The organism is Natrinema marinum (assembly GCF_024296685.1).
Lineage (GTDB): Archaea > Halobacteriota > Halobacteria > Halobacteriales > Natrialbaceae > Natrinema > Natrinema marinum.
This window is the reverse complement of sequence record NZ_CP100763.1, coordinates 2,416,507-2,430,041: the sequence shown is the minus strand read 5'-3', so window position 1 is coordinate 2,430,041 and position 13,535 is coordinate 2,416,507. Positions and strand designations below refer to the sequence as shown.

Genomic DNA, 13,535 nt, shown 5'->3' with positions numbered 1-13,535 from the left:
CTTCGAGACGTGACTTTGGGCGACTGCACACGACGGTAGCCGGTCCATACCTCGAGAATTCCGCTCTGACGCCGGTGCTGGCCGTCCTCGAGTCAGCGGTCCTCGCTTCCGACGGCCTGTGATGCGTCGACGTCAGCGGGTGCTTCCTGTCCGCCCACGACAAGGTCGCCCTCGTCAGTCTCGACGTAAACGTCGTCGGCGAAGCCGCCCTCGGCGTGGGGGTGTTCGGGGTCCTCGAGCTTTTCGGGCGTCGAGGGAGCCTCGGTCAGTCCCTCCGGTGGCGCGAACTGTCCCAGCGGCTCGTCGATCGTCACGTCCCAGCGCTCGAAGAACTCGCGATAGCGGTCGTAGTGGTCCTCGAGTTCGTCGGTGGGGAACTCCATCATCTCGGTCCAGCCGTGGTTGTAGAAGTCGAAGTTGGCCTGGATGTGCGTGATCTCGCGGGCCTCGGCCTCGGAGTAGCCCTCCTGGAGCGCCCGCAGGTAGCTGTCCATCGTCGCGTCGAAGAGCCCGTCGAGGTGGGGTTTCCGTTCTTCGGCGTGGGCCGGATCGGCCTTGCCGGCGAAGACTTTGGTGTGGAGCCTGACCAGCCCCGCGGTGGCCGCCGAGCGGATCCCCGGCGTCTCGAGAGCCTTGCGATAGGCGAAGTGTTTCGCGTTCTGGCGGAGTTTCATGCCACCGTCTTGGGAACAGTCCCTAAAGAACGGTTCGGACAACAATGTTAAATCGTTCGCCCGTCGACTTTCGGCTGGTTCGGCGCGAGCGAGCGACCGCCACGCGGCGAATCGCGTCGGAGATGGCAGCAAACCTTGCTCTCTCGAGCCCGGTACCGAACTGGATAGCACCGAAGACAGTTCAGTAAACATATTCGGCTCACAGTTTACGATCGTTGTGTCGTGGCTCCCCGTCCGGCAAAATAGACGAGATAGCAACCCACTTTAACCCGCATTACGAACGTTCGAGATATGACTCAGTACGTCATCATCGGTGACGGGATCTCGGGCAGTTCGGCCGCCGAGACCCTCCGGGAGGAAGACCCGGACGCGAAGATTACCGTCATCACCGATGAGGGGGAGCCTCTGTATAACCGGATTCTGATCAAGGAGCACGCGAAAGGCAAGCTCCCCGAGGCTCCGATCTCGATTCACGACGAGGAGTGGTACGACGACCGCGATATCGACCTCTCATTGGACACGCACGTGACGAGCGTCGACACCGACGAGAAGGTCATCCACACGCACGCCAGCGGCGACGTCTCCTACGACAAGCTGCTGGTCGCCACCGGCGGAACGCCGACGCAGCTGCCCGTCGACAACAGCGACGCCGACGGCATCCACCACTTCTGGACGTTTCAGGACGCCCGCGGCATCCGCGAGCACGCCGAACGAGCCGATCGAGGCGTCATCGTCGGTGCCGGCCTCCTCGGCATCGACTTCGCGGCCGTCTGTGGCGCACAGGGCATCGAGGCCGACTACCTGATGCGCGGCGACCGCTGGTGGCGCTACGCGCTCTCGAGCGACGGCGCGGAGATCATGCACGAGGGCATGCGCGGGGTCGGCGTCGAGCCCGTCTTCGACAGCGGCGTCGATCACTTCGAGACCGACGACGACGGCTACGTCACCGCCGCCGTCGACCCCAACGGCGAGCGCTACGACTGCGATTTCGCCGGCGTCGCGATCGGCCTGACGTTCAACACCGAGTACCTCCGCGGGGCCGGCCTCGAGGAGGACAACGGTATCGTCGTCGACGAGTACATGCAGACGAACGTCGACGACATCTATGCCGCGGGCGACATCACGCGATTCTACGACGTACTGCTCGGCGAAGAGGCCCAGAACGGTTCGTGGGGCTCGGCGAAAGAACAGGGTCGGGTCGCCGCGATCAACATGGCCGCCGACGACGAGGCCGAAGAGTTCGAGTGGGTCTCCTCGTACTCCATCACGCACTTCGACTTCCCGTTCCTCTCTTTCGGCCACCCGACGCTGGGCGACGAGCACGCCGAACGCAAGTACAGCGACACCGAGTGGCGACGCATCGCGTTCAAGGACGGCAAGATCGTCGGCGGCGTCCTCATCGGCGACCTCTCTCCCCAGAGCAAGTACAAGCAGTTGATGCGCGAACAGCGCCCGGTCGCCGATCAGGCCGAGGTCCTCCTCGAGAAACAGGTCGACCTCGACAACCTCGCGCCACAACAGGAGCAGTAACCGCCGAAACCGCGTTTCGACGGCAGCGGACTCGTTTTCCTCGCGACGGTCGTACTTGATTCGCTTTCGCTACGCTCGACAGCCCCCGCGTCCGGCCTACTATCGGAGACAGTTCAGCGGGCGCGACAGAACGGTTAAGTCGATGAACGACATTCGGTACCAATGAGCATGCCTGCCAGTGAACTCCGTCGTCGATCGCTGACCCTCGAACGCGTTGACTCCCTCGGTGCGGCCGCGACCGTTCGTCACGTCGATCAGCTCGATTCGGAGACGCTGACGGCGTTTTACGAGGCCGTCGGCGACGACCGGGCGATTCCGGCGGCCGAGACCGGCCTCGAGGCCGGCGAGGTCATCGTCTTTACCGACTACTACCGTGTCGAGCGCGCCTGAGCCGGCGATTCATCTGGGCCGACGCGCCGTCCGTATCGAAGTCGTTTTCCCACGTGCGCGCTTTTCCTGACGCATGAACGGCGACAGCGACATGACCCTGGCATTCGAACTCGAGGCGCTGAAGGAACTCGCCTCGCCCGAGCGCGTCTTCGAGGACGCCAGGGGGTGGACCGAGTACATCGGCGTCGTCTCCGAGAAACCGACTTACGTCGTGACGAACTTCACGCGGAAGAACCGCATCCGGCAGGACTTCTTCTCCGGGCCCCGCGGGAAAGCGGAGAGCTTAGAGGGCGTCAAGGATCAGTTCGATACCGACCGCTACGTCTACATCGGTGCCAGCGAGGAGGACGAGCAGTTGGCCGACGAGGTCGACTGGGAGTATCTCGCCGTCGAGGACGCCGCCGACGCGGCCGACTGGATCCTGGCGACTCACGCCGAAGACGAGGAAGAGGACACAGAGCAGGTCCGAGACGATTGGCCCTGAACGCGGTGTCTCGAGACGATCCTGATTCACTCACCCGACGACGAATGGCCGCGCTCTCGGCAGTAAAATCATCTATTCATCGAATCGGAACATTCGTAACAGAAACTATTGCACAGTGATGTATGGACAGAACGGAGTGGTTTCTCGCGCTCATCACGTATCTGTTGGCCGCAATCGCCCTCGAGACCGTCTCAGACGCGACGAACGAACTCTCTCGAGAAGTGGGCGGAACCGTCTCTCTACTGATACTCACCCTCTTGCCGCTCTATCTTCTCGCCCACGTCGTGATAAAACATCACGAAGAGCCGGACTGGTCGAACTGGTAAGCAGTTCTTTCGTGTTCTGCAGTCGGATTTCGACAGCAGCTAAATCGGGGGTATCTCGGTCCGAAAGCTGCAGTACTGTCCACTGTGGCTCTTCAGACCGCTCTTCGAACAGAGGCTGTCATCCCAACTACTGCTATACCGATCGCGATCGGAACACCGAACGATGAGTCAGTCACACGACGACCCGATCGACGGGGAGATCGTCGACACGATCGGCGCCCTCGGCAACCGAACGCGCCTCGAAATACTCCTGGCGCTCGCCGAGGCCGAGCGAAAGCGGCGCGAACAGCCGCTTTCGCTGCCGTTCACGGCGCTGTACGACGCGGTCGATGTCGACAGCACGTCACAGTTCTCCTACCACCTCGACCGACTCGTCGGGCGGTTCGTCGCCGAGACGCCCGACGGCTACCGGCTGACCTACGGCGGCACCAAGATCGTTCGGACGATCCGCTCCGGACTGTACGAAAGCACCCACGGCTTCGACGACGTGGCGGTCGGCGGTGCCTGCGTCTTCTGCGAGGGGCGGTCGCTCGTCGCGACGGTCGAGGACGAGCGGTTCGTGGTTCGGTGTGATTCCTGCGAGTCGACGCTGGTGACCGATCTCCTGCCCCGAAGCCAGACGCGAAACCGGTCGCCGGCGGCGGTCGTCGACAGCGTCGGCTATCGGATCTGGAGCACGTACGCGCTGGTTCGGGGCGCCGTCTGCCCGGAGTGTTACGGCCCGATCGACACCGACGCCACCGAGCACGATCGCGACGGCCGGACGTTCTACACTCTCGAGCACACGTGTCGCGAGTGTCGGTTCACGGTCAGCATGCCGATCGAAGTCTCGGCGGCGTTTCACCCCGTCGCGCTCGCCTTCTGCTGGGAGCACGGGATCTCGCTGCCCGACACGCCGATCTGGGAGTTCTTCGAGTACCTCGTGACGGACGCGGTCACGACCGATGTCGCCAGCGTCGAACCGCTCGAGGCGACGGTCGCGATCACTCTCGACGGCGAGACGCTTCGACTCGAGATCGACGACTCGTTTGCAGTCGTCCCGGCGACTGTCGAAACCGGAGCGAGCGACGACGGCTGACGGTTCGCTCCTCGGCTCGCCTTACCGTTGACCGACCGTCTCAAACATATTTGAGTAGCATCGCTGTCGTTATGTTGGGATAACGACAATACTTATCGTGGTCGCCGCGCATGACCCTCCATGCGACACGTCTCACCGACACTACGGGTCACGACGGCGCACCGGGGGGTTGACTATGGCGGCGATTGAACTCGAGGGGCTGACCAAGCGCTTCGGCGACGTGGTCGCCGTCGACGGGCTCGACCTCACGATCGAGGAAGGCGAGATATTCGGCTTTCTGGGCCCCAACGGCGCGGGCAAGTCGACGACGATCGACATCCTGCTGGACTTCATTCGACCGACCGGCGGGACCGCGACCGTGTTGGGTCACGACGCCCAGTCGGAAGGGCTGGCCGTCCGCGACCGGACCGGCGTGTTGCCCGACGCCTACCACGTCTACGACCGGCTCACCGGCCGCCAGCACGTCGAGTTTGCCATCGAGATGAAAGGTGCCGACGACGACCCCGAGGCATTGCTCGAGCGCGTTCGGATCGCCGACGCCGCCGATCGGAAGGCCGGCGGCTACTCGAAGGGGATGCGCCAGCGGCTGGCGCTGGCGATGGCGCTGGTGGGCAATCCCGATCTATTGATCTTGGACGAGCCCTCGACCGGCCTCGATCCGAACGGCGCTCGAGAGATGCGCGAGATCATCCGCGAGGAGAACGACCGCGGGACGACCGTCTTCTTCTCGAGTCACGTCATGGAACAGGTCGAAGCGGTCTGTGACCGCGTGGCGATCATCGATCGCGGCCGACTCGTCGCCGTCGACACGATCGACGGGCTCCGGGACGCGACCGAGACCGGCGAAACGCTGTACGTCTACGTCTCGGAACTCGACGAGAGTGTCCTCGAGCGAGTCCGACGGCTCGAGGGCGTCGGTAGCGCGTCGATCGAGGACGACCGGCTGCGGGTGAGCGTCGACGGCGTCTCGAAGTTCGCCGCGCTGGACGCCATCGACGGAGTGGCTCCGGTACAGGACTTCTCGGTCGTCGAGTCCTCGCTCGAGGACCTGTTCGTCCGCTACACGAACGAGGGTCGGGAGGTCGAAGCATGACCTGGGCCACCGTCGCGAAGAAGGACTTCCGAGACGCCGTCCAGTCGCGGGCGCTGTGGTCGCTCGTCGTCGTCTTCGTGCTCCTCTCGATCGTTTCCACGTACGCCTACGTCGAGGTGCCCGAGATGTTCGGATCGCCCGCCGGCGCGACCTTCGGCGGGCTGATCTTCTTCACGATCGGGCTCGTCGGGCTGTTCGTACCGCTCGCGGCGATCGTCGTCTGCTACAAGTCCCTCGCCGGCGAGCGCGAACTCGGGAGCATCAAGCTGTTGCTCTCCCTGCCGACCACGCGCGGGCAGGTTTTCGCCGGGAAAGTCGTCGGCCGGGCCGGCGTTCTCGTTCTCGGCCTCGGCGTCGGGCTCCTCGTCGGTCTCGGGGTGGGTGCCGCGTTGCTCGGCGAGGTCGACGCCCTCGCGGCTCTGACGTTCGTTCTGGTCACGCTGGCCTTCGCGGCCGTTTACGCGACGATCGTCGTCAGCCTCTCGGCGACGACGGGGTCGACATCGCGCGCGACGACGCTGGCGCTCGGCTTCTTCGTCGTCTTCGAACTGCTCTGGGACGCGATTCCGATGGGGATCGTCTACGTCGTCAACGGGTTCGCGCTGCCGTCGACGATGCCCGACTGGCTGTTCCCACTGCTACAGCTCGCGCCCTCCGCGGCGTACTTCTCGGCGGTCGTCGCGCTGTTGCCCGATATCGCCGCGACGGCCGGTGCCGACCCCGCCCAGTCGGGAGCCGGCGTGCAGGTGTCCGCCGAGGCGGCCGAACCGTTCTACACGAGCCCCGAGATCGGCCTCGTGGTGCTCGGCCTCTGGCTCGTCGTTCCGCTGGCTATCGGCTACACCCGATTCGACGACTCTGATCTCTGATCGCGCTCGCGTTTCGGTCGACTCGCGGCGAGCGTCTCGTCCGTGGCGGTCAGATCTCGTCGTCGGGCTCGTGTTCCTCGGCCATCCGCGCCGCTTCGTCGGCGTACCGCTGGACGTCGGCCTCGTCGGCCGCCTCGAGATCGCTGGGGGAGACGTCCTTGGCGGCGGTCACCGTCGCCCCCTCGAGGGCCTGCGGCGCGAGTTCTCGCCGGTAGACGCCCTCCCCGTCGGGCGTCGCGTACTGGAGGATCACGAGGTCGCGGTTGGTGTAGCCGCGCTCGACGAGCCAGACGCGAACGGAATCCGTCGTCGATGTCATGGTCGAACGCATCACCAGCGCGCGGTTAGTCTTTGGTCTCAAGCGCGGCGTGTGAGACCGCTCGCCGCTGTGTGGACGGCTGGAGTCGTCGGCCTTATGGCCGTCCCAACCCAATCTCGAGCAATGACAGACTCCCGCGTTCCGGGTGCAGATAGCGGCGATCGGCTCGAGCTTCCCTGCGGAGAGGCCGTCGATCCCCACGAGATCGATCTGGGAATGCGCGAGTACCGCTGTCCCTGCGGCGAGCCCCACGCCGTCGTGACCGACGTGCACCCACCTTCGCGCTTCTTTCCGGAGTCGCTCGTGGCGGTACTCGAGGAGACGATCGACACGGACGACGAGTTCGACTCGTTCGGCACGCCCCATCTGCTGGGGATCGTCATGGAGGAGTTCCCCGAGCGAGTGGTCGTCCACGACGCGAGCGACGACGGCGCCGTCGGGTACACGCTACTGTGGATGACGGACTTCGACGCCCGGCGGCTCCACGAGATCGTCGTCGAACTCGTCGTCGAACTCATGGAACACGCGGTCAGCCACGCCGAGGACGACGCCGCGGTCACCGAGTTCGAGTCCCAGATGCTCGAGTTCGACGTCGGGGAGTTCGTCGACCAGTACCGGCGACAACGCGAGTTCGAGAGCGAGTACGATCAACCCCTCTAGCCGTACCGAGGGTTGACCTGTGCGGCGGATGCGGTCGAACGGTTCTCGAGCTAGCGCCGGCCGAGGGATGGTATCCTTCTACTCCACGAACAGGGGGATTTCCACGTCCTCCCCAGCCGATTCGCTCGCTCGCGAGGCCACACTCCGTTCGGCCTCGCTCCGCTCACTCATCCCTCGCACGGAGTTATCGGCCGTCCTCTCTCTCTCTCTCGCTCACGGTTCCCTTCGGTCACCGTTCGCGTTCCGAGGTGCTCACTGGGTTCGCATCTCGCGTCGCTCGGCCGGCCGACGGCGCGCGCCATCGCATCCGGCTCCATCACGCTGCTGTATAGCGGATTCCTCGAGTCGGATTCGTCACCCCGCCGTCGAAACCGCTAGTCGAAGCCCGCCGTGCTCGCTCTCCTCGACCGCAATCGACCAGCCGTGGGCCTCGACGACCTCGGTGACGATCGCGAGGCCGAAGCCGGTGCCGTCCGCCGCGGTGGTGTACCCCGACTCGAGGATGTCGTCGCGCTCGGCCGGTGGGGCGCCGGGGCCGTCGTCGGCGACTGCGAATCCGTCGTCGGTGGCCTCGATCGTGACCGTCACGTCGGGGCCGGCGTGCTCGCGGGCGTTGCGGAAGACGTTCTCGAAGAGGACGAGGAGGCGATCGTCGTCGGCCTCGAGCGTCGGTAACGATTCGTCGCGGACGAGGTCGAGGTCCGGGTCGACGGTTCGGTGGGCCCGATCGACGACCGCGTCGAGGGCGACCGGTTCCGTCTCGGTCAGTCGCTGGCCGCTGCGGGCGAGCGCGAGGACGCTCTCGATGAGGTCGTTCATGCGCTCGAGCGCCCAGGCTATCTCCTCGCGGTAGCGTTCGCCCTCCTCGGCGACGTGGGGTGCTATGTTCTCGAGGTGGCCCGCGGCGAGGGTCAGCGGGTTCCGAAGGTCGTGGGAGACGGTGCTGGCGAAGGCGTCGAGGCGGTCGTTCTGGCGCTCGAGTTCGGCCGTCCGCGCGGCGAGTTCGTCCTCGCGGCGGGCGCGCTCGAGGGCGGCCTCGACGTTGGCGACGAGGATCTTCGCGAGCGCGAGGGCCTCCTCGTCGAAGTCGTTGGGCTCGGTCGAACTGACGATGAACAGCCCCTCGTCGCCGATCGGGATGTGCGCCTCGCTTCGGATCGGCGTCTCGGGGTTTTTCACGTTCGGATCGTGGCGCACGTCACCGTGGGCGATGGCCTCGCCGGCCTCGTAGGCGTCCCAGGCGAGCCCGCCATCGCGCTCGATCGCGGGCACGTCACCGAGTAGCTCCCTCGTTCGCTCGGTGACGGCGACGGGAACGAGCGCGTCGTCGGCCTCGTCGTAGAGGTGGACGGCGTTGGTTTGCAACTCGAGGGCGTCGCAAGCGACGTCGCCTGCGACGTGGGCGACCTCCTCTGCACTCGCCGCCGTCATCAGTCGGCGAGTCCCGTCGTGGAGCCGCCGAATTCGCCGTTCGCGCTCCTTCCGGTCGGCGATGTCCCTGATGACGCCGACGCTGCCGGTCAGTTCTCCGTCGTCGTCGACCAGTGGTGCGACGTTGTCCTCTGCCATGTACGGCTCGCCGTCGACGGGTTCGAAGCGCATCTCGAAGGTCCCCCAGCGCCGGTCGTCGTCCTCGAGGATCTCGAGCAGCGTCTCCGTCCCCCGTTCGATATCCTCGTTTGACATGTAGTCCGACGGATACGTCCCGACGAGGTTCGCACGCGATTCGCTGAGCCTGTCGGCCATCGCGTCGTTGACCATCTCGATCCGGCCGTCCACATCGAGGACGTACATCGAATCGCCGACCGTCTCGACGAGGGTGCGATAGCGCTCGAGTTCGCGCTCTCGGCGCTTCTGCTCGCTGACATCGGTGTAGATCGCGTACTCGTACTGGTCGCCGTCGATCTCGGTCGCAAACCCCACGAGACGGAATTCGCCCCGACCGTCGGTCGTCACTCGCTCCACGTCGGCCGTGATGACCTCCTCGAGCCCGGCGTCGTCAGCGATGGCCACGGGTTCGCCGTCCGCCGGAACGAGCACGTCGTCGATCGCGCTGCCGGTGATGTCCGTCTTCGCGTAGCCGAAGGTCGCCTCGAACGCCGGGTTGACGTCGACGATCTGTTTTGCGTCGGCGTACCGCGTCACGATGATCGGGTCGGGACTGTGCTCGAACACCGCGGCGAACCGGTCGCGGTCGAGATCGACCGCGCGTCCCTCGTCGTCGTCCGTCGCGTCGGTGACCGTCTCGAGTTGGGCGAGCAACCGTTCGACCGAGTCTTCGCTGTCGTTCGGGACGTACCCCGACAGCCCGGCCGTGATCGCATCGCTGGCGAGCGTCTCGTCGCCGTCGCCGGTGAAGAGGACGAACGGGGCGTCCGCGAGCCCGTCATTGCGGAGGCGTTCGTACAGCGACAGCGCGTCAGTTTCCTCGAGTCGGTACTCGGTGACGACGCACGGACACCCGTCGGCGTCGGCGAGCGCGTCTCGGAGCTCGACTGCCGTCGCGACGGGTTCGACCGCGAGATCGGCGGCCGCCTCGAGTTCGTCGGCGATCCGCCGGCGGGCCGTGGGGTCCGGGTCGGCGTAGACGACGGTCTGTGAGGGGTGAAAATCGAGGGTGCCGAACGCAGCCATCTGATCGACTCGAAGGGAGGGTCCGGTGTGCTATAAGAGATATGGCCGCCCGAAGCGGCTGTGACTGTTCGAAACCGCACACGCGGGTCGTAGCTGACGACCGATCGGGCGGGTGAGGTTCACACTCACCCCGGAGAGACCGGCCGCGCTGGCGGGAAACCAGCATCCCCCGAATCTCGGCCCCTGGGTTCGAATTTCGAAAACGCGTTTCGAGATTCGTACTGTATCGTGGGGCTTATTACGATGTGCGAACTCCGATTCGACAAGACAGATGAGTACGGACACCGCCGCAGACGGCGAGACAGGGGACGGACGCACGATCCTCTTGATCGGGAGCGGCCCGATCCAGATCGGACAGGCCGCCGAATTCGACTATTCGGGCGCGCAGGCCTGTCGGGCGCTTCAGGAGGAAGGTGCCCGCGTCGTCCTCGTGAACTCGAACCCCGCGACGATCATGACCGATCCGGAGATGGCAGACCGGGTCTACATCGAGCCGATCACGACCGACGCCATCGCCGAGATCATCCGCAAGGAGAACCCCGACGGCGTCATCGCCGGCCTTGGCGGCCAGACCGGGCTGAACGTCACCGCCGAACTGGCCGAGGAAGGCGTCTTGGAGGAGTACGACGTCGAGATTATGGGGACGCCGCTGGACACGATCTACGCGACGGAGGACCGCGATCTCTTCCGCCAGCGCATGGAGAAGATCGGGCAACCGGTTCCCGCCTCGACCACGATCTCGCTCGAGGAGGACGAAGCGGTCTCGGAGCTGACCGAGGAGGACCTGAAAGAGCGCGTGCAGGCCGCCGTCGACGAGGTCGGCGGGCTCCCGGTCATCGCCCGGACGACCTACACGCTGGGTGGCTCCGGCTCGGGGGTCGTCCACGAGTTCGACGAACTCCTCCGTCGCGTCCGCAAGGGGCTGCGCCTCTCCCGGAACAGCGAAGTCCTCATCACCGAATCGATCGCTGGCTGGGTCGAGTACGAGTACGAGGTGATGCGCGACGCCGACGACTCGTGTATCATCATCTGTAACATGGAAAACATCGACCCGATGGGGATCCACACGGGCGAGTCGACCGTCGTCACGCCCTCCCAGATCGTCCCCGACGAGGGCCACCAGGAGATGCGCACCGCGGCGCTCGACGTCATCCGCGAACTCGGCATTCAGGGCGGCTGTAACATCCAGTTCGCGTGGCACGACGACGGTACCCCCGGCGGCGAGTACCGCGTCGTCGAGGTCAACCCCCGTGTCTCGCGCTCTTCTGCACTCGCGTCGAAGGCGACCGGCTACCCGATCGCCCGCGTCACCGCGAAGGTCGCGCTCGGCAAGCGCCTCCACGAGATCGAAAACGAGATCACCGGCCAGACCACCGCCGCCTTCGAGCCCGCGATCGACTACGTGGTCACGAAGGTTCCGCGCTGGCCCAAAGACAAGTTCGACGACGTCGACTTCGAGCTGACGACGGCGATGAAGTCGACCGGCGAGGCGATGGCCATCGGCCGCACCTTCGAGGAGAGCCTGCTGAAGGCGCTTCGCTCTTCCGAGTACGAGCCCGATGTCGACTGGGCCGAGGTAAGCGACGCCGAACTCGAGGAAGCGTACCTAGAGCGTCCGTCGCCGGACCGCCCCTACGCGATGTTCGAGGCCTTCGACCGCGGCTACACCGTCGACGAGATCGTGGCGCTGACGGGCATCTTCGAGTGGTACACCGAGCGCTACGAGAACATCGCCGACTCGACGCTCGCGGCCCAGGAAGGCGACTTCACGGAGGCCGCGATCGCCGGCCACACGAACGCGACGATCGCCGCGGCCGCCGGCGCGGACGTCGACACGGTCGAGACCGAGGTGCCGGGTCGCACCTACAAGCAGGTCGACACCTGCGCGGGCGAGTTCAAAGCCGAGACGCCCTATTACTACTCCTCGCGTAAAAACGAGTTCGAGAAAGGACCGCTCATCGGCGACGCCGCCTCGGGCGAGCTCGAGGTCGACCGCGACATCGAGAGCGTGATCGTCGTCGGCGGCGGTCCGATCCGCATCGGCCAGGGCGTCGAGTTCGACTACTGTTCGGTTCACGCGGTCCGCGCCCTGCGCGACCTCGGGATCGACGCCTACGTCGTCAACAACAACCCCGAGACGGTCTCGACGGACTACGACACCTCCGACGGGCTGTTCTTCGAGCCGATCACCGCCGAGGAGGTCGCCGACGTGGCCGAGGCCACCGGCGCCGACGGCGTGATGGTCCAGTTCGGCGGGCAGACGTCGGTCAACATCGGCGAACCGCTCGAGGACGAACTACAGCGCCGCGGGCTGGACTGCGAGATCATGGGGACGAGCGTCGAGGCGATGGACTTAGCGGAGGACCGCGACCGCTTCAACGCCCTGATGGACGAACTGGACATCGCTCAGCCGCAGGGTGGCACCGCCTTCTCGAAGGAGGAGGCCCTCGAGCTGGCCCACGACATCGGCTATCCCGTCCTCGTCCGCCCGAGCTACGTGCTGGGCGGCCGCGCGATGGACGTCGTCTACGACGACGAGGAACTCGAGACCTACATCGAGGAAGCGGTCCGCGTCAGTCCCGAGAAGCCGATCCTCGTCGACGACTTCCTCGCGGACGCGATCGAACTCGACGTGGACGCGGTCTCCGACGGCCGCAACGCGATTATCGGCGGCATCATGGAACACGTCGAGACCGCCGGCGTCCACTCCGGCGACTCCGCCTGCATGATCCCGCCGCGCTCGTTAGACGCGGAGACGCTACAGCGCGTCCGTGAGGTCACCGAGGACATCGCCGAGGCGCTCAAAACGAAGGGGCTGTTGAACGTCCAGTTGGCCGTTCGTGACGGCGAAGTGTACGTCCTCGAGGCCAACCCCCGCTCCTCGCGCACCGTCCCGTTCGTCTCGAAGGCGACGGGCGTTCCGATCGCCAAACTCGCCGCGCAGGTCATGGCCGGCGAAACCCTGGAAAGTCTCGACGCTCAGGAGCAGATCCCGGACCACACCTCGATCAAAGAGGTCGTCCTGCCCTTCGACCGCCTGCCGGGCTCGGACCCGCGTCTCGGTCCGGAGATGAAGTCCACGGGCGAGGTCATGGGGACGGCAAGCGAGTTCGGCACGGCCTACTGGAAGGCCCAGCAGGCCGCCGGCAACGCCGTCAGCGAGGGCACCGCCGTCGTCGACTTAGACGTCGACGGCTTCGAGGAGCACTTCGACGTGGCCGAGTTCGACGACGTGCCACAGGCCGTCCGCGAGGGCAAGGTCGACTTCGTCGTCAGTCGCGACCGCGACTCGCTGGAGATGGCCGTCGAGGAGGAGATCCCCTACCTGTCGACGGTCGCCAGCGCCGAGGCCTACGTCGAAGCGCTCGACAGCTTCGACGGCGACCTCGAGGTCGCCGCCGTCACCGACCGCCCGCAGCAGGCGGCTAAGTGGGGCCGGTCGGAGTAACGCGGTCGCGCCGATCGCGTCGGTTCGTCT

Annotated in this window: 12 protein-coding genes; 9 read left to right on the top strand and 3 right to left on the bottom strand. The window is 65.7% G+C overall.

Translation table 11 applies throughout. The features are described from left to right. Nucleotides 1-92 precede the first annotated feature (92 nt). Complete coding sequence (locus tag NKH51_RS12060) at nucleotides 93-674, bottom strand: DUF6149 family protein (RefSeq protein WP_254761928.1); 582 nt, start codon at nucleotides 672-674, stop codon at nucleotides 93-95. A 291-nt stretch (nucleotides 675-965) separates the two neighbouring features. On the opposite strand from NKH51_RS12060, the gene NKH51_RS12055 reads away from it, so the two are divergent. The 7 genes from NKH51_RS12055 (at nucleotide 966) to NKH51_RS12025 (ending at nucleotide 6,444) form a co-directional block, all read left to right on the top strand. Next, nucleotides 966-2,204 carry an NAD(P)/FAD-dependent oxidoreductase gene (locus NKH51_RS12055; RefSeq protein ID WP_254761927.1) on the top strand — a complete coding sequence of 413 codons (1,239 nt, stop codon included), beginning with the start codon at nucleotides 966-968 and terminating at the stop codon, nucleotides 2,202-2,204. A gap of 162 nt (nucleotides 2,205-2,366) precedes the next feature. Beyond that, a complete protein-coding gene (locus NKH51_RS12050; RefSeq protein WP_254761926.1) occupies nucleotides 2,367-2,594 on the top strand; it encodes a DUF7979 domain-containing protein in 228 nt (75 codons plus the stop codon). Between the two features lie 73 nt (nucleotides 2,595-2,667). Beyond that, a complete protein-coding gene (locus tag NKH51_RS12045; RefSeq protein WP_254761925.1) occupies nucleotides 2,668-3,078 on the top strand; it encodes a DUF7124 domain-containing protein in 411 nt (136 codons plus the stop codon). 122 nt (nucleotides 3,079-3,200) lie between these two features. Further along, nucleotides 3,201-3,404, top strand: coding sequence for a hypothetical protein (locus NKH51_RS12040; RefSeq protein WP_254761924.1), 204 nt, complete (start codon nucleotides 3,201-3,203; stop codon nucleotides 3,402-3,404). 163 nt (nucleotides 3,405-3,567) lie between these two features. Then, a complete protein-coding gene (locus NKH51_RS12035; RefSeq protein WP_254761923.1) occupies nucleotides 3,568-4,482 on the top strand; it encodes an ArsR/SmtB family transcription factor in 915 nt (304 codons plus the stop codon). Between the two features lie 175 nt (nucleotides 4,483-4,657). After that, nucleotides 4,658-5,575, top strand: coding sequence for an ABC transporter ATP-binding protein (locus NKH51_RS12030; protein WP_254761922.1), 918 nt, complete (start codon nucleotides 4,658-4,660; stop codon nucleotides 5,573-5,575). Then, a complete protein-coding gene (locus NKH51_RS12025; RefSeq protein ID WP_254761921.1) occupies nucleotides 5,572-6,444 on the top strand; it encodes an ABC transporter permease in 873 nt (290 codons plus the stop codon). Before NKH51_RS12030 ends, NKH51_RS12025 begins: the two co-directional genes overlap by 4 nt. 49 nt (nucleotides 6,445-6,493) lie before the next feature. Here the strand turns inward: NKH51_RS12025 and NKH51_RS12020 are convergent, their stop codons facing one another. Further along, nucleotides 6,494-6,763: a DUF7967 family protein gene (locus NKH51_RS12020; RefSeq protein WP_254761920.1), complete on the bottom strand. Its 270-nt coding sequence runs from the start codon at nucleotides 6,761-6,763 to the stop codon at nucleotides 6,494-6,496. 123 nt (nucleotides 6,764-6,886) lie between these two features. Between NKH51_RS12020 and NKH51_RS12015 the strand changes: the two genes are divergently transcribed. Beyond that, the gene (locus tag NKH51_RS12015; protein ID WP_254761919.1) at nucleotides 6,887-7,423 is read left to right on the top strand and encodes a DUF5815 family protein; all 537 of its coding nucleotides are present in this window, start codon (nucleotides 6,887-6,889) and stop codon (nucleotides 7,421-7,423) included. A gap of 354 nt (nucleotides 7,424-7,777) precedes the next feature. Here NKH51_RS12015 and NKH51_RS12010 read toward each other — a convergent pair whose 3' ends face one another. Next, nucleotides 7,778-10,057, bottom strand: a complete 2,280-nt coding sequence (locus tag NKH51_RS12010) for a hybrid sensor histidine kinase/response regulator (RefSeq protein WP_254761918.1) — start codon at nucleotides 10,055-10,057, stop codon at nucleotides 7,778-7,780. Between the two features lie 271 nt (nucleotides 10,058-10,328). Between NKH51_RS12010 and carB the strand changes: the two genes are divergently transcribed. Continuing rightward, nucleotides 10,329-13,505, top strand: coding sequence for a carbamoyl-phosphate synthase large subunit (carB, locus tag NKH51_RS12005; protein ID WP_254761917.1), 3,177 nt, complete (start codon nucleotides 10,329-10,331; stop codon nucleotides 13,503-13,505). The last annotated feature ends 30 nt before the right edge of the window (nucleotides 13,506-13,535 follow it).

Excerpts from the sequence above, each read along its gene's own strand:
- NKH51_RS12040 (WP_254761924.1), top strand. The coding sequence starts at position 3,201 with ATGGACAGAACGGAGTGGTTTCTCGCGCTCATCACGTATCTGTTGGCC.
- NKH51_RS12055 (WP_254761927.1), top strand. The coding sequence starts at position 966 with ATGACTCAGTACGTCATCATCGGTGACGGGATCTCGGGCAGTTCGGCC.
- NKH51_RS12045 (WP_254761925.1), top strand. The coding sequence starts at position 2,668 with ATGAACGGCGACAGCGACATGACCCTGGCATTCGAACTCGAGGCGCTG.
- NKH51_RS12035 (WP_254761923.1), top strand. The coding sequence starts at position 3,568 with ATGAGTCAGTCACACGACGACCCGATCGACGGGGAGATCGTCGACACG.
- NKH51_RS12020 (WP_254761920.1), bottom strand. The coding sequence starts at position 6,763 with ATGACATCGACGACGGATTCCGTTCGCGTCTGGCTCGTCGAGCGCGGC.
- NKH51_RS12030 (WP_254761922.1), top strand. The coding sequence starts at position 4,658 with ATGGCGGCGATTGAACTCGAGGGGCTGACCAAGCGCTTCGGCGACGTG.
- NKH51_RS12010 (WP_254761918.1), bottom strand. The coding sequence starts at position 10,057 with ATGGCTGCGTTCGGCACCCTCGATTTTCACCCCTCACAGACCGTCGTC.
- NKH51_RS12050 (WP_254761926.1), top strand. The coding sequence starts at position 2,367 with ATGAGCATGCCTGCCAGTGAACTCCGTCGTCGATCGCTGACCCTCGAA.
- NKH51_RS12060 (WP_254761928.1), bottom strand. The coding sequence starts at position 674 with ATGAAACTCCGCCAGAACGCGAAACACTTCGCCTATCGCAAGGCTCTC.
- carB (WP_254761917.1), top strand. The coding sequence starts at position 10,329 with ATGAGTACGGACACCGCCGCAGACGGCGAGACAGGGGACGGACGCACG.
- NKH51_RS12015 (WP_254761919.1), top strand. The coding sequence starts at position 6,887 with ATGACAGACTCCCGCGTTCCGGGTGCAGATAGCGGCGATCGGCTCGAG.
- NKH51_RS12025 (WP_254761921.1), top strand. The coding sequence starts at position 5,572 with ATGACCTGGGCCACCGTCGCGAAGAAGGACTTCCGAGACGCCGTCCAG.